Genomic DNA, 14,859 nt, shown 5'->3' on the forward strand with positions numbered 1-14,859 from the left:
CCGGCGCGAGTGCCCCTGCTGGTCGGGTAGCCGCCGCAGGCGGCGTTTCGAGACCGACCTGCCCGAGCCTGCTGGTCGAGTAGCCCCGGAGGGCGCATCGAGGCTGACCCCGCCTACGGCGGTCTCGTCGGCAGGAGCGGGCGGCTCGGGCCACGGCGGTCGACGAGCGAGGGACGGCGCGCGCCCTCGCCTACACTGGGGGATCGTGTCTGACAGCAACCCGATCACCGACGAGGCCGTCACGGCCGCGGTCGACGAGGCCCTCACCGCGATCGGCGCGGCCGGCGACTCCGCTGCTCTGCGAGCCGCACGCGCCGCCCACCTCGGCGAGGGCTCGGCCCTCGCCCGCCTGAACGCGCAGATGCGCACGGTGCCCGCCGAGTCGAAGGCCGCCTCCGGCAAGCTCCTCGGGCTGGCGCGCAAGCGGGTCGGCGACGCTTACACGGCCCGCGAGGCCGAGCTGGTCGAGGCAGAGGAGGCTGCGGCGCTCGACGCCGAGCGCGTCGACGTGACCGCGGGCGCGACTTTCGTCCGCCGGGGCGCCCGGCATCCGCTCTCGCTCCTGCAGGAGTCGATCGCCGACGTGTTCGTCGGCATGGGCTGGGAGGTGGCCGAAGGGCCGGAGCTCGAGAACGAGTGGTTCAACTTCGACGCCCTCAACTTCGACGAGGACCACCCGGCCCGCGCCATGCAGGACACGTTCTTCGTCGACCCTGTCGACTCCCACCTGGTCCTGCGCACCCACACCTCGCCGGTGCAGATCCGCTCGATGCTCGAGCGGACGCCGCCGGTCTACGTGATCGCGCCCGGACGCGTCTACCGTACCGACGAGCTCGACGCGACGCACACCCCGGTCTTCACGCAGTTCGAGGGCCTCGCCGTCGACCGCGGACTGACGATGGCGCACCTGCGCGGCACCCTCGAGCACGTCGCCCGCATCATGTTCGGCGACGAGGCGAGGATCCGCCTCCGGCCCAACTACTTCCCCTTCACGGAGCCGAGCGCCGAGCTCGACATCTGGCACCCGACCTTCGTCGGCGGCGCCCGGTGGATCGAGTGGGGCGGCTGCGGCATGGTCAACGCCAACGTGCTGCGCGCGGCGGGGATCGATCCCGACGAGTTCTCCGGTTTCGCCTTCGGCATGGGGATCGAGCGGACCCTGATGTTCCGCAACGACGTGAAGGACATGCGCGACATGGTCGAGGGCGACGTCCGCTTCAGCAAGCAGTACGGGATGGTGATCTGATGCGCATCCCGCTGAGCTGGCTGGGGGAGTACGTCGACCTCGAGCAGGGTGTCTCGACCGAGGCCGTGCACGCGGCGCTCGTCTCCGTGGGTCTCGAGGAGGAGGACGTCCACCGCTTCGAGGTCACCGGACCGGTCGTCGTGGGCCAGGTCCTCGAGCTGACGCCCGAGCCGCAGAAGAACGGCAAGACCATCAACTGGTGCACGGTGCGCGTGGCTCCGGAGGGGTCGGTCGCGGCCGACGGCGGCGGCGACGTCCGCGGGATCGTCTGCGGAGCCCACAACTTCGCGGCCGGCGACAAGGTCGTCGTGTCGCTGCCCGGAGCCGTTCTGCCCGGCCCGTTCCCGATCTCGGCCCGCAAGACCTACGGGCACCTGTCCGACGGCATGATCGCGTCCAGCCGCGAGCTCGGTCTGGGCGACGACCACGACGGCATCCTCCGCCTCGCGAGCCTCGGCGTCGACCCGGAGGTGGGCACCGACGCGATCGCGCTCCTCGGGCTCGACGATGCGGCCGTCGAGGTCAACGTGACCCCCGACCGCGGCTACGCGTTCTCGATCCGCGGCATCGCGCGAGAGTACGCCCACGCGACCGGCGCCGCCTTCCGCGACCCCGCCCTCGCGGTCAGCGTCCCGGAGCGCGCGGAGTCCGCTCCGGTGTTCCCCGTCTCCCTCGAGGACGACGTGCCGATCCGCGGTCGCGACGGAGCCTCCGTCTTCGTCACGCGCGTGGTCCGCGGGGTCGACGCGACCCGCCCGACGCCGCCCTGGATGGTCGCGCGGCTGCGTCTCGCCGGCGTCCGCTCGATCTCGCTGATCGTCGACATCACCAACTACGTCATGTTCGAGCTCGGCCAGCCGCTGCACGGCTACGACCTCGAGACCCTTCAGGGCGGCATCGTCGTCCGCCGCGCGGAACCGGGCGAGACCCTCGAGACGCTCGACGGCCAGACCCGTCGCCTGCACGCCGAGGACCTCGTCATCGCCGACGCCGGTGGAGCGATCGGTCTCGCCGGAGTCATGGGCGGGGCGAGGACCGAGATCGGCGCAGAGACGACCGACGTCCTCCTCGAGGCCGCCAACTTCGATCCCGTCTCGGTCGCCAGGACCGCCCGCCGGCACAAGCTGCCGAGCGAGGCGTCGAGGCGCTTCGAGCGGGGAGTGGACCCTCTGGTCGCGCCGGTCGCCGCGGCACGCGCCGTCCAGCTGCTGGTCGAGCTCGCGGGCGGCACCGCCGACGAGCTCGGAACCGCACTCGTCGCCCCCCGGGAGGCCACGGTCATCGAGCTCCCGGACGGCTTCGTCTCGGGCCTCGTCGGGGTCGAGTACACCCCGGAGGAGATCCGCGGGGCGCTCGTCGAGATCGGGGCGGCCGTCGAGGCCGGCGGCTCCGGGCTCCTGGTCACTCCGCCGAGCTGGCGACCCGACCTCACCGACCCGTCGACGCTCGCGGAGGAGGTCGCTCGGATCACCGGGTACGACCGGATCCCCTCCGTGCTGCCCGTCGCGCCGCCCGGCCGCGGGTTGACCGACGGCCAGCGGCTGCGCCGCATCCTCGCGCAGACCCTCGCCGCGGCGGGGCTGACCGAGGTGCTGTCCTACCCGTTCCAGTCGAGGGCGTTGAACGACCGGCTCGGCTCCTCCGACGGCGCACCGCACGAGCAGATCACTCTCGCCAACCCGCTCGACGCGACGGCCGCTCAGCTGCGGATCTCGCTCCTCCCGGGTCTCGTGCAGGTCGCCGCGCGCAACCGCTCGCGCGGACTGACCGATCTCGCCCTCTACGAGATGGGCGCCGTCTTCCTGCCCGTCCCCGGTCGTCGACTGGGGTCGCCCGCGCTCCCCGCCGGCGCCGCCCGCCCGTCCGCCGAGGTCGAGGAGGCGCTGAACGCCGGCATCCCGCCGCAGCCGCTGCACGTCGGCGCACTGCTCACCGGTGCCGCGATCGAGCGGCAGCCCGGCGTCGCCGCCCGCGACTTCGACTGGCGTGACGCGCTCGATGTGGTCCGCGAGGTCTCGGCCGCGACCGGAGTCGACCTGGTCATCCGCCAGGGGGCGCACTCCGCTCTCCACCCCGGCCGCACCGCCGAGGTGCTGCTCGAGGGTGCCGTCATCGGCCACGCCGGCGAGCTGCTGCCCTCGCTCGCCCGCGATCTCGACCTGCCGAGCCGAGTGGCCGTCGTCGAGCTCGACCTCGACCCGGTCATCGCCCGCGCCGGCGGTGTCGTCGTCGCGAGAGCGGTCGGCGCGCTTCCCGCCGCCACCCAGGATCTCTCGCTGGTCGTCGGGGTCGACGTGCCGGCGGGCGACGTCGCGGCGGCGGTCGGCGAGGGAGCGGGGGAGCTGCTCGAGGCGATCCGCCTCGTCGACGACTACCGGGGCGCGGGGCTCGGCGCCGGCACCAAGTCGCTGACCTTCGCCCTCCGCTTCCGCGCGCCCGATCGCACGCTCACCGCCGCCGAGGCGACGGCCGCCAAGGAGAGCGGAGTCGCGGTCGCCGGTGCGCGCTTCGGCGCCCACCTGCGCGAGTGAGGTCTCGGCCGCCCGGGGACGCTCCGGCGGCCGCTCCTCCGACGGAGTCGAGTCCGCGCACGGACTAGGCTCTCGGGCATGACTTTTTCCGTGGCGGTGGCCGGAGCGAGCGGGTACGCGGGCGGCGAGCTGCTGCGCCTGCTCGCCGATCACCCCGAGTTCGAGGTGCGGACGGTGACGGCGCACTACAACGCCGGGCAGCCGCTCGTCGCGGTCCAGCCGCACCTGCGCTCCCTCCGCGATCTCGTCCTCGTCGACACCACGACCGAGAACCTGGCGGGCCACGACGTCGTCTTCCTGGCGCTGCCGCACGGCAGGTCGGGCGAGATCACGGCGACGCTCCCCGAGGACGTGCTCGTCGTCGACTGCGGCGCCGATCACCGGCTGACCGACGAGCAGGACTGGGCCGACTACTACGGGGGCGACTTCGCCGGCGCCTGGCCCTACGGTCTGCCGGAGCTCCTCCTCGGCGGAGGAGGGCGCAAGCAGCGCGAGGCGCTCGAGGGCGCCCGTCGCATCGCGGTCCCCGGGTGCAACGTCACCGCGATCACTCTCGCTCTCGCCCCCGGACTCCACGCCGGAGTCATCGAGCCGGGCGACCTGGTCTCGGTGCTGGCCGTCGGCCCCTCCGGTGCCGGCAAGAGCCTCCGCACCGATCTGCTCGCGAGCGAGCTGCTCGGCTCGGCGCATGCCTACGGTGTCGGAGGCGGTCACCGGCACAACCCCGAGATCCGGCAGAACCTGGCGCTCGCGGGAGCCGGACCGGTCTCGATCACGTTCACTCCGGTCCTCGTCCCGATGTCGCGGGGCATCCTCGCGACGTCGACCGCCCGCCTGGCACCCGGAGTCTCCGCGCACGACGTGCGGGCCGCCTGGGAGGCCGCCTACGCCGACGAGCCGTTCGTGCAGCTCCTCCCCGACGGATCCTTCCCCCGCACGGCCGATGTCGTCGGCGCCAACACCGCGCTCATCGGGCTCGCGGTCGACGAGCGGGCGCGCAGGGTCGTCGTCGTCACCGCGATCGACAACCTCGTGAAGGGCACGGCGGGCGCCGCGATCCAGTCGACCAACATCGCCCTGGGTCTCCCCGAGACTCTCGGCCTCAGCGTGAACGGAGTCGCGCCGTGAGCGTCACCGCCGCAGCAGGGTTCGAGGCGGCCGGCGTGGTCGCCGGTCTCAAGTCGACCGGCGCGCGCGACATCGCCCTCCTCCGCAACCTCGGTCCTCTGCAGAACGCAGCCGCCGTGTTCACCAGCAACCGCTGCAAGGCGAATCCGGTGCTCTGGAGCGAGCAGGTGATCCGCGACGGTGTCGTCTCGGCGATCGTGCTCAACTCCGGTGGAGCCAACTGCTACACGGGCGCCGCGGGCTTCCAGGTGACCCACAGCACGGCCGAGCTGGTCGGCGAGCTGCTCGAGGTCTCGGCCGGCGACGTCCTGGTGTGCTCGACGGGGCTGATCGGCGATCAGCTCGATCTGGGCAGGATCACGAGCGGCGTGAGGGAGGCGGCGGCGTCGCTCGCCGGAGCCACCGGGCCCGACGACGGCGAGGCCGCCGCGCGCGCGATCATGACGACCGACACGGTTCCCAAGCAGGCGGTCGTCCGGCACGAGCAGGGCTGGTCGATCGGCGGCATGGCCAAGGGCGCGGGCATGCTCGCGCCTGGTCTCGCGACCATGCTCGTGGTGATCACGACCGACGCGGCGCTCGACTCCGCCGAGCTCGATGCGGCTCTGCGCGCTGCGACCCGCGTGACCTTCGACCGGCTCGACTCCGACGGCTGCATGTCGACCAACGACACGGTCGCACTCCTGGCGAGCGGGGCGAGCGGTGTGCGGCCGGAGGTCGACGCCTTCGCGGACGCGCTCACCGAGGTGTGCCGCGACCTCACCCTGCAGCTGCAGGCCGACGCCGAGGGCGCGGCGCACGACGTGGCGATCCGCGTCGTCCACGCCGCCTCCGAGGACGAGGCCGTCGTCGTCGCCCGCGCCGTCTCGAGGAGCAACCTCTTCAAGGCCGCGATCTTCGGCAACGATCCCAACTGGGGACGGGTCCTCGCGGCCGTCGGCACGACCGATGCCGAGTTCGACCCCTACGGCATCGACGTCGCGATGAACGGCGTGCAGGTGTGCCGGGCCGGCGAGCCGCACGAGAGCCGCGACCTGGTCGATCTGGCGCCCCGGAAGGTGTCGGTCGACATCGACCTGCACGCCGGCGACGCGACCGCGACCATCTGGACGAACGACCTCACGCACGACTACGTGCACGAGAACTCGGCCTACTCGAGCTGAGGACGGGATGAGCGACGAGAAGCCCACCGAGGCCGAGAGACTGGCGATGCGGGATGCGGCGGCCGTGAAGGCCGAGACGCTGATCGAGGCGCTGCCGTGGCTGCAGCGCTTCCACGGGCGCACGATGGTGATCAAGTTCGGCGGCAACGCCATGGTGTCGGAGGAGCTGCAGCGCGCCTTCGCCCAGGACATCGTCTACCTCCGCTACGCCGGGATCCGGCCCGTTGTCGTGCACGGTGGAGGTCCGCAGATCACGAAGATGCTCGACCGGCTCGGCATCGAGAGCGAGTTCCGGGGCGGCTACCGCGTGACCAGCCCCGAGGCGATGGAGGTCGTGCGGATGGTGCTCACCGGCAGCATCAGCCGCGACATCGTCCGGCGCATCAACGAGCACGGGCCTCTGGCGGCGGGCATCTCGGGCGAGGACGCCGGGCTGTTCGTCGGGCGCCGCCGTGGAGTGGTCATCGACGGCGTCGAGCACGACCTCGGGCTCGTGGGAGACGTGATCGCGGTCGACCCGGCAGCGGTCCTGGCGCAGCTCGAGGCGGGGCGGATCCCGGTCGTCTCGTCGATCGCGCCCGACTCCGACGACCCGACCCGGTCGCTGAACGTCAACGCCGACGCCGCCGCGGCGGCACTGGCGGTCGCTCTCGGCGCCGAGAAGCTCGTCATCCTCACCGATGTGGCGGGCCTGTACGCCGACTGGCCGAACCGCGACTCGCTCGTCTCGCACATCTCCTCGGCAGAGCTGACCACCCTGCTGCCCTCGCTCGAATCCGGGATGATCCCCAAGATGACCGCCTGCCTCGACGCCGTGCTCGGCGGGGTGCCGAAGGCGGCCATCATCGACGGCCGGATCCCGCACTCGATCCTGCTCGAGGTCTTCACCTCGGAGGGGGTCGGCACCGAGGTCGTCGCGTCCGCAGCGCTGGATCGGGAGCGAATGTCGGGCCGCTGATCCGCAGCGGCCCCGGCTCCGAGCGCCCTCCCGCAGAGGGTCGGCGCACCGACGGCCCACGAGGCCGGACCGCTCCGATCGAAAGGCTCGACAGATGACCACCGACACCGCTCCGCTGCCCTCCACCACCCGGACGGACGAGGCCCGCGGGCGCTACGCCGACGCGATGATGCAGACCTTCGCTCCGCCGCTCGCCGTGCTCGATCACGGTGAGGGCTGCCGCGTCTGGGACGTCGACGGCCGCGAGTACCTCGACTTCCTCGGCGGGATCGCCGTCAACTCCCTCGGCCATGCGCACCCGGTGTTCGTCGACGCGGTCGCGCGGCAGGCGGGCGCACTGGCGCACGTGTCCAACTACTTCGCCACCGCCCCGCAGATCGAGCTCGCCGAGACGCTGCGCAGGCTGACCGGGGCGGGGGATGCGGGTCGCGTCTACTTCGCCAACTCGGGGACCGAGGCCAACGAAGCGGCCTTCAAACTCGCCCGCCTCAACTCGTCGGGCGGGCGCCGGCGGATCCTCGCCCTCGACAACGCGTTCCACGGACGCACGATGGGCGCGCTCGCTCTGACCGGCAAGGCCGCGATGCGTGCTCCGTTCGAGCCGATGCCGGGCGGAGTGGAGCACATCGACGCGAGCCTCTCCGCGCTCGAGGCGGCCCTCGACGACTCCGTCGCCGCACTGGTGGTCGAGCCGATCCAGGGGGAGGCGGGCGTGATCCCGCTGCCCGACGGGTTCCTCGAGCGGGCGCGCGAGCTCACTCGCGAGCACGGCGCGCTCCTCATCGTCGACGAGATCCAGACCGGCGTCGGCCGCACCGGCACCTGGTTCGCCTATCAGCGCTCCGGGATCCTCCCCGACGCCGTGACCCTCGCGAAGGGGCTCGGCGGAGGCTTCCCCGTCGGTGCGCTCGTCACCTTCGGACGCGCCTCGGATCTGCTCAAGAAGGGGCATCACGGCAGCACCTTCGGCGGCAACCCGCTGGCGACGGCCGTCGCCGGGGCGGTGCTGGCCGAGATCGAGCGGGCCGACCTCCTCCGGAACGCGACCGAGCGGAGCGCTCAGATCGTGCGCGCCGTCGCCGCGATCGGCTCGCCCCTGATCGGCGGGGTCCGCGGCGCCGGGCTCCTGCTCGGGATCGCGCTCACCGAGCCGGTCGCCGGCGCTCTCGCCGCGGCCGCCCTCGAGGCGGGACTCATCGTCAACGCGGCGAACGACTCCAGCATCCGGCTCGCGCCCCCTCTCATCGTCTCGGCGGCCGACGTCGACGACTTCGCCGATCGTCTCGCGCGCGCCCTCGGCACGCTCAGCGACCGACCCGCCGACCACCTCTCGACCGAAAGCGACCCGCGCCCGTGACCCGCCACTTCCTCCGCGACGACGACATCACCCCCGCCGAGCAGGCCGAGATCCTCGATCTGGCCGTCGAGCTCAAGCGCGACCGCTTCTCGCGGACGCCGCTCGCGGGCCCGCAGACCGTCGCCGTGATCTTCGACAAGTCCTCCACCCGCACCCGGGTGTCCTTCGCCGTCGGCATCGCCGACCTCGGCGGCAGCCCGCTGATCATCTCGACGGCCAGCAGCCAGCTGGGAGGCAAGGAGACCGCGGCCGACACCGCGCGCGTCCTCGAGCGCCAGGTCGCGGCGATCGTCTGGCGCACCTACGCGCAGTCCGGTCTCGAGGAGATGGCGGAGGGGAAGCGCGTCCCGGTCGTCAACGCGCTCTCCGACGAGTTCCACCCCTGCCAGCTCCTCGCCGATCTGCTCACGATCCGCGAGCACCGCGGCCGGCTCGCCGGTCTGACGCTGACGTTCTTCGGCGACGGCGCGAGCAACATGGCGCACTCCTACCTGCTGGCCGGAGCGACCGCCGGCATGCACGTCCGCATCGTGTCGCCCGACGACTACGCCCCCGACCCGGCCGTGCTGGCCGATGCCCAGCGCATCGCGGCCACGACCGGAGGCTCCGCCACCACGACCACCGACCCCGCCGAGGGTGCCGCCGGCTCCGACATCGTGATCACCGACACGTGGGTCTCGATGGGCAAGGAGGAGGAGAAGGCCGCTCGGGTCGCCACCTTCGGCGACTACCGGGTGGATGCGCGGACGATGGCCGCCGCCGAGCCCGACGCCCTCTTCCTGCACTGCCTGCCGGCCGATCGCGGCTACGAGGTGACGGCCGACGTGATCGACGGCCCGCAGAGCGTGATCTGGGACGAGGCCGAGAACCGTCTCCACGCGCAGAAGGCCCTCCTGGTGTGGCTCCTGGAGCGTGCCGACGGCGCGACCGCCGCTCACTAGACTCGACAGCCGATCCGAGTCCTCGAGGCCGAGGACACCGCGGCCTCGCGCACCGGGGCTGCCGACACCGAGGAGAACCATGACGGAACGACCCTCCGCCCGCGCGGGCGAGGCCGGCGCGCTCTGGGGCGGCCGCTTCGCCGGCGGCCCGTCCCCCGAGCTGGTGGCCCTCTCGCGCTCGACGCACTTCGACTGGCAGCTCGCCGAGTACGACATCGCCGGCTCCCGGGCCCACGCGCGGGCACTCGCGGCGGCCGGCTACCTCGACGGCGCCGAGCTGACCGGGATGCTCGACGCGCTGGAGCGCCTGCGCACCGCCGTCGCCGACGGCAGCTTCGCGGCCGACGAGTCCGACGAGGACGTGCACGGCGCCCTCGAGCGCGGACTGATGCTCGAGGCCGGTGCCGAGCTCGGCGGCAAGCTGCGGGCCGGGCGCTCGCGCAACGACCAGATCGCGACCTTCGTGCGGATGTACCTCCGCGACCACGCCGCGGTGATGGCGGAGCTCGTCGTGCAGCTGATCGACGCGATCGCCGCGCAGGCGTCGGCCCACCCGGCGGCCATCATGCCGGGGCGCACGCACCTGCAGCACGCCCAGCCCGTGCTGCTCGCGCATCACCTTCTCGCCCACGCGTGGGCGCTGCTGCGCGATCTCGAGCGGCTGCGCGACTGGGCGGCGCGGGCCGACGTCTCTCCCTACGGATCGGGGGCGCTCGCCGGCTCGACGCTCGGTCTCGACGCCGAGGCCGTCGCGCGCGAGCTCGGCTTCGCCTCCAGCGTCCCGAACTCGATCGACGGCACGGCGAGCCGCGACCTGGTCGCCGAGTTCGCGTTCGTGGCGGCGATGATCGGAGTCGACGTCTCGCGGATCGCGGAGGAGATCATCCTCTGGAACACCCGCGAGTTCTCGTTCGTCACGCTCGACGACGGCTACTCGACGGGATCGTCGATCATGCCGCAGAAGAAGAACCCCGACATCGCCGAGCTCGCGCGCGGCAAGGCGGGCCGGCTCCTGGGCAATCTGACCGGACTGCTGGCGACGCTCAAGGGGCTCCCGCTCGCGTACAACCGCGATCTGCAGGAGGACAAGGAGCCGGTCTTCGACTCGGTGACGACCCTCGAGGTCCTGCTCCCCGCCTTCAGCGGCATGATCGCGACCCTCAGCTTCCACACCGAGCGGATGGCGGAGCTCGCACCCCAGGGCTACTCCCTCGCGACGGACGTCGCCGAGTGGCTCGTGAAGAAGCACGTGCCCTTCCGCGATGCGCACGAGATCACCGGAGAGCTCGTCAAGCTCGCCGAGTCGCGACGCCTCGCTCTGGACGAGCTCGACGACGCGGCCCTGGCCTCCGTGTCGCCGCTGCTGACTCCCGACGTCCGCTCGGTGCTCAGCATCGAGGGCTCGGTCGCCAGCCGGGACGGAGTCGGCGGCACGGCGCCGGACCGCGTGGCCGAGCAGCTCGCGCAGCTGACGGAGCGCGTCCGCGTCGTCCGCGCCGCGCTCAGGGAGGACCGCTCATGACGCTCCGACGGGACGACGACGGGGACGACGGCCGCCCGCCGCTGCCGCCGTGGCAGCAGCGGACCCTCGTGATCGTCGCCGGAGTCGTGATCATCGCGGTGATCCTCGTCACCGTGGCCTCCGGGCAGAGCTTCTTCTGACACCGGCGCACACCGTCCCGGATCTGTCGCGATCGGCGCTCGACGTCGCTCCGGAGCTGCTGGGCTGCACGCTCCTGCACCGGACGGCGGACGGAGTCGTCGGGGTGCGCCTCACCGAGGTCGAGGCCTATCTCGGCCCCGGCGAGGACCCGGGCTCGCACAGCTACCGCGGACCGACCCCCCGCACCGCGCCGATGTTCGGTCCCCCCCGGGAGCGTCTACGCGTACTTCACCTACGGGATGCACACCTGCCTCAACCTCGTCTGCTCCCCGGAGGGCACAGCCTCGGCGGTGCTGCTGCGCGCGGGGGAGATCGTGGTCGGCGCGCCCCTCGCGCTGACCCGCCGGGGCGAGGTCCCTCTGCGCGATCTCGCGAGGGGGCCGGCCCGGCTCGCGAAAGCGCTCGGCGTCGTGCTCTCGGAGTCGGGCGATCCGATGGACCGGGCCTTCGAGCTGCTCCCGGCCGACCGCCCGGTCGTGGTCGCCTCGTCGGTGAGGACGGGAGTGTCGGGCGCGGGCGGCGGAGTCGAGTACCCCTGGCGCTTCCACGTCGCGGGCGACCCGACGGTGTCGCCGTACCGCCGCGCCGTCCCTCGTCGCCGTCCGTCGCCGGGGGCTCAGCCGGCGAGGTAGAGCCGGGCGAGGGTGCCGAGCGCGGCCGACCAGGCGAGGCTCGCCAGCGTCCCGATGATGAAGCGCTCCCGGGCCTCGGGGGAGGCGAGCTCGCTGAACCGGCCGACGCCCTTGACCGCCACGACGACGGCGACTCCTTCTGCGAGCCCGCTCATCAGTGCGCCGGCCGTCGCGATGCGCTCGAGCACGCCGATCGTGGTGCCTCCGCGCAGCACCTCGATCGGCTGGCCGATCGCCGTGGGCGATCCTGCGGCGGGCCTCGTCGTCGGGCCGGCGATCATGATGCCGCCGTGCGTTCCGCTGCGAGCGTCCGTCGTGGCGAGGTCGAGCGTCATCAGCACGACCGGACCGCCTCCGATCACCGCGAGGGCGAAGGCGAGCACCGCCACCACGAGCACGAGCGGCCAGGGAGCGGAGGTGCCGCCGAGTCCCGTGAGGAGGAAGGCCGCCGAGGTCGCACCGACGCTGACCCAGGCCAGCCGGGGGCGGTGGAGGCGCAGGGCGAGCACGGCTCCGACGACTCCCGCGACGAGGGCGAGCACGACGCCCGTCCAGGAGACGGACTGGACCGTCACCGCGACGGTGTCGGCGAGGGTGGCGGGGAGCGCCGCTCCGGGGGTGGCCGTCATCGCTGGTTCCTCTCGTCGATGGGGTCGAGCGTACGGTCGACCACCGTCAGCAGGCGCGCGAGCGCCGCGGAGGCGGGTCCGTCGACGCGGGCGCTGGCCGCCCGGACGCGCAGGCTGACCGCCTGCGGCGTGACGGCGAGCTGCTCGGCCGCCTCTTTCTGCGACCGCCCGGCGTCGAGGAGGTCCACGATCTCCCAGCCGGCGGGTGTCCGTGAGTCGCGGAGGTGGAGCAGTGGATCCAGGAGCGCCTGCGCGTCGGCGACGGAGGGGAACGCCGCGGCCGAGGGCGCGGGGTCGAGCGAGAACCGGCTCGGGCGAGTCTTCGCGGCGTCGACGGCGCGTCTCGCCGCGAAGTAGGCCTCGCCCCGTGCGGCGCGGGTGGTGGCGGGAAGGGGGCGCTCCACGGCCCCGATGCCCAGACCGATGCTCCAGTGCTGAGTGCGGTGGAGGGCGAGCACGACCTCGACCGCGGCGTCGGCTCGATCGAGGACGAACTGGAACTCGTCCCCCGCTGTGCGCTCGGGGGGAAGGACGAAGGCGCCGTCCTGCGACTCGATGACGTCGGCGATGGCCTGCTCGACTCGGTCGTCGTCGTGACGGCTGTCCCGCTGGTCTGTCGTGATCACGAACACGCTGCACCTCCGCCATCAAGTTTGCAGGCTTGATCTGGAACAATCAAGCCCTGAAGCTTCACGCCTCCCGAGCCGGTGCACGAGCCCGCGGTACTGTGACGGAGTGACCGACGAGCAGAACCGACGATCCTCCACGGCTCCCGGCCCGACGCCTCCCGCCCTCGATGCCACGTTCGAGAACGTCTGGGACGAGCTGGTCTGGCGGGGGTCCGTGCACGTGTCGACCGACAGGGAGGCGCTCCGCGCGCTCCTGGGCGGCGAGGCGATCACCTACTACTGCGGGTTCGACCCCACGGCGCCCAGTCTCCACCTCGGCAACCTCGTCCAGCTGATCCTGATGCGACGCCTGCAGCTCGCCGGCCACCGCCCGCTCGGACTCGTCGGAGGGTCGACCGGCCTGATCGGCGACCCGCGGCCCACGGCCGAGCGCACCCTCCACTCGCGCGAGACCGTGCTCGACTGGGTCGACCGCCTGCAGGCACAGGTGTCGCGCTTCCTGGCGGTCGACGGCGAGAACCCGATGCGGCTCGTGAACAACCTCGACTGGACGGCGCCGCTCTCGGCGATCGACTTCCTCCGCGAGATCGGCAAGCACTTCCGGGTCGGCACGATGCTCAAGAAGGACGCGGTCAGCGCACGCCTCAACTCGGAGGCGGGCATCAGCTACACCGAGTTCAGCTACCAGATCCTGCAGGGGATGGACTACCTCGAGCTGTACCGGCAGTACGGCTGCGTCCTGCAGACCGGCGGCAGCGACCAGTGGGGCAACCTCACCAGCGGGACGGATCTGATCCACCGCGCCGAGGGCGTGTCGGTCCACGCGATCGGGACCCCGCTCGTGATGAACAGCGACGGGACGAAGTTCGGCAAGAGCGAGGGCAACGCCGTCTGGCTCGACCCCGACCTGACGAGCCCCTACGCCTTCTACCAGTTCTGGCTCAACGTCGACGACGGCGACGTGGTGGACCGGCTCAAGGTCTTCACGTTCCTGACCCGGGACGAGATCGAGCGCCTCGAGCGGGTCACCGCCGAGACTCCCTTCACACGGGAGGCGCAGCGCACCCTCGCCTGGGAGGTGACCTCCCTCGTCCACGGGGCGGAGGTGACGCAGGGCGTCGTCGACGCGTCCTCGGCCCTCTTCGGCCGCGGATCCCTCTCGGAGATCGACCCGGCGATCCTGCGGGGAGCGCTCGACGCGGTCCGCACGGTGGAGGCGGACTCCTCCACGCCGGTCGTGCAGGCGTTCCTCGGCACGGGCCTGGTCGCCAGCCTGGGGGAGGCCCGGCGAGCGATCGCGCAGGGAGGTCTCTCCGTCAACAACCAGCCGGTGTCCGACGACTCGATCGTCTTCGGCGATGTCGAGCTGATCGACGGCCTCGCCGTTCTCCGCCGGGGCAAGAAGAGCTTCGCCGGCGCACACGTCCGCTGACCTCGGCAGCCGACACGCCCGGGAGACGAGCGATTTGCAGCCCCGCGAAACCTCGACGTAATGTAACTCCTCGTCACCCCAAAGGAGCGGCGAGCGAGAGTCGGACGCAGAGCGTCGAGACCCGCTGGCCCACCTCAAGCGGGGACCATCACCTCACGCCAGACCCGATGAGAGATCCGTCTCTTGATGGGAACGGATCGTGAGCGTACGATGAAAAGCCTCCGCTGGACGACTCGTCCGGCCTTCGATGCACCACCTCACGGAGGGGCACGACAGCGGCGCTTCGATCCTCGGATCAGGGCGCTGAACGTCACGAAGACGCCGACTTGACACGGCCTGCGGATGTGCTAAGTTAGACAAGTTGCCACGGCGGCGCGCAGAGCCTCGGTTCTGATCAGCGTAACCGGGTGGGCAACCACAATCAAATCGAGGGCCTCGGCTCCCGATGGACGACATCGATCACTCTCGTTGTGAAGCGCTTTGTGCGTGGAGGCGGGGTGTGTCCGATTCTTGAGAACTCAACAGCGTGCACTATGTTCAATGCCAAATA

12 protein-coding genes and 1 pseudogene are annotated in these 14,859 nt (G+C 72.1%); 11 read left to right on the forward strand and 2 right to left on the reverse strand.

Annotation, left to right across the window (positions count from 1 at the left end; translation table 11 throughout):
- Window positions 1–205 precede the first annotated feature (205 nt).
- The 10 genes and pseudogenes from pheS (at window position 206) to B9Y99_RS15010 (ending at window position 11,619) form a co-directional block, all read left to right on the forward strand.
- Window positions 206–1,246 carry a phenylalanine--tRNA ligase subunit alpha gene (pheS, locus tag B9Y99_RS14970; protein WP_085477315.1) on the forward strand — a complete coding sequence of 347 codons (1,041 nt, stop codon included), beginning with the start codon at window positions 206–208 and terminating at the stop codon, window positions 1,244–1,246.
- The gene (gene pheT / locus B9Y99_RS14975; RefSeq protein WP_085477316.1) at window positions 1,246–3,777 is read left to right on the forward strand and encodes a phenylalanine--tRNA ligase subunit beta; all 2,532 of its coding nucleotides are present in this window, start codon (window positions 1,246–1,248) and stop codon (window positions 3,775–3,777) included. Before pheS ends, pheT begins: the two co-directional genes overlap by 1 nt.
- A 78-nt stretch (window positions 3,778–3,855) precedes the next feature.
- Window positions 3,856–4,905: an N-acetyl-gamma-glutamyl-phosphate reductase gene (argC, locus tag B9Y99_RS14980; protein ID WP_085477317.1), complete on the forward strand. Its 1,050-nt coding sequence runs from the start codon at window positions 3,856–3,858 to the stop codon at window positions 4,903–4,905.
- On the forward strand, window positions 4,902–6,068 hold the full coding sequence (argJ, locus tag B9Y99_RS14985) for a bifunctional glutamate N-acetyltransferase/amino-acid acetyltransferase ArgJ (protein ID WP_085477318.1): 1,167 nt from the start codon (window positions 4,902–4,904) through the stop codon (window positions 6,066–6,068). The genes argC and argJ overlap by 4 nt, the downstream gene beginning before the upstream one ends.
- A 7-nt stretch (window positions 6,069–6,075) precedes the next feature.
- On the forward strand, window positions 6,076–7,026 hold the full coding sequence (gene argB / locus B9Y99_RS14990) for an acetylglutamate kinase (RefSeq protein WP_085477319.1): 951 nt from the start codon (window positions 6,076–6,078) through the stop codon (window positions 7,024–7,026).
- A gap of 94 nt (window positions 7,027–7,120) precedes the next feature.
- A complete protein-coding gene (locus tag B9Y99_RS14995) occupies window positions 7,121–8,383 on the forward strand; it encodes an acetylornithine transaminase (protein ID WP_085477320.1) in 1,263 nt (420 codons plus the stop codon).
- Window positions 8,380–9,324, forward strand: a complete 945-nt coding sequence (gene argF / locus B9Y99_RS15000) for an ornithine carbamoyltransferase (protein ID WP_085477321.1) — start codon at window positions 8,380–8,382, stop codon at window positions 9,322–9,324. The genes B9Y99_RS14995 and argF overlap by 4 nt, the downstream gene beginning before the upstream one ends.
- Window positions 9,325–9,403: 79 nt before the next feature.
- A complete protein-coding gene (gene argH, locus B9Y99_RS15005) occupies window positions 9,404–10,846 on the forward strand; it encodes an argininosuccinate lyase (protein WP_085477322.1) in 1,443 nt (480 codons plus the stop codon).
- Complete coding sequence (locus B9Y99_RS18875) at window positions 10,843–10,986, forward strand: hypothetical protein (protein WP_165759637.1); 144 nt, start codon at window positions 10,843–10,845, stop codon at window positions 10,984–10,986. Before argH ends, B9Y99_RS18875 begins: the two co-directional genes overlap by 4 nt.
- Window positions 10,983–11,619: pseudogene (locus tag B9Y99_RS15010) on the forward strand (DNA-3-methyladenine glycosylase). Before B9Y99_RS18875 ends, B9Y99_RS15010 begins: the two are co-directional and overlap by 4 nt.
- On the opposite strand, the gene B9Y99_RS19285 reads toward B9Y99_RS15010, so the two are convergent.
- Both B9Y99_RS19285 and B9Y99_RS15020 read right to left on the reverse strand, forming a co-directional pair.
- Window positions 11,604–12,248, reverse strand: a complete 645-nt coding sequence (locus B9Y99_RS19285) for a hypothetical protein (protein WP_244274949.1) — start codon at window positions 12,246–12,248, stop codon at window positions 11,604–11,606. The pseudogene B9Y99_RS15010 and the gene B9Y99_RS19285 sit on opposite strands and share 16 nt — an antisense overlap.
- Entirely contained in the window at window positions 12,245–12,874 is a 630-nt protein-coding gene (locus B9Y99_RS15020) for a DNA-binding protein (RefSeq protein WP_208856964.1), read from the reverse strand. The genes B9Y99_RS19285 and B9Y99_RS15020 overlap by 4 nt, the downstream gene beginning before the upstream one ends.
- 109 nt (window positions 12,875–12,983) lie before the next feature.
- On the opposite strand from B9Y99_RS15020, the gene tyrS reads away from it, so the two are divergent.
- Complete coding sequence (gene tyrS, locus B9Y99_RS15025) at window positions 12,984–14,309, forward strand: tyrosine--tRNA ligase (protein ID WP_085477324.1); 1,326 nt, start codon at window positions 12,984–12,986, stop codon at window positions 14,307–14,309.
- Window positions 14,310–14,859 lie beyond the last annotated feature (550 nt).

It is taken from the genome of Rathayibacter oskolensis (assembly GCF_900177245.1).
Classification (GTDB): Bacteria; Actinomycetota; Actinomycetes; order Actinomycetales; family Microbacteriaceae; genus Rathayibacter; species Rathayibacter oskolensis.

Excerpts from the sequence above, each read along its gene's own strand:
- B9Y99_RS14995 (WP_085477320.1), top strand. The coding sequence starts at position 7,121 with ATGACCACCGACACCGCTCCGCTGCCCTCCACCACCCGGACGGACGAG.
- argH (WP_085477322.1), top strand. The coding sequence starts at position 9,404 with ATGACGGAACGACCCTCCGCCCGCGCGGGCGAGGCCGGCGCGCTCTGG.
- argC (WP_085477317.1), top strand. The coding sequence starts at position 3,856 with ATGACTTTTTCCGTGGCGGTGGCCGGAGCGAGCGGGTACGCGGGCGGC.
- B9Y99_RS18875 (WP_165759637.1), top strand. The coding sequence starts at position 10,843 with ATGACGCTCCGACGGGACGACGACGGGGACGACGGCCGCCCGCCGCTG.
- argB (WP_085477319.1), top strand. The coding sequence starts at position 6,076 with ATGAGCGACGAGAAGCCCACCGAGGCCGAGAGACTGGCGATGCGGGAT.
- B9Y99_RS19285 (WP_244274949.1), bottom strand. The coding sequence starts at position 12,248 with ATGACGGCCACCCCCGGAGCGGCGCTCCCCGCCACCCTCGCCGACACC.
- pheT (WP_085477316.1), top strand. The coding sequence starts at position 1,246 with ATGCGCATCCCGCTGAGCTGGCTGGGGGAGTACGTCGACCTCGAGCAG.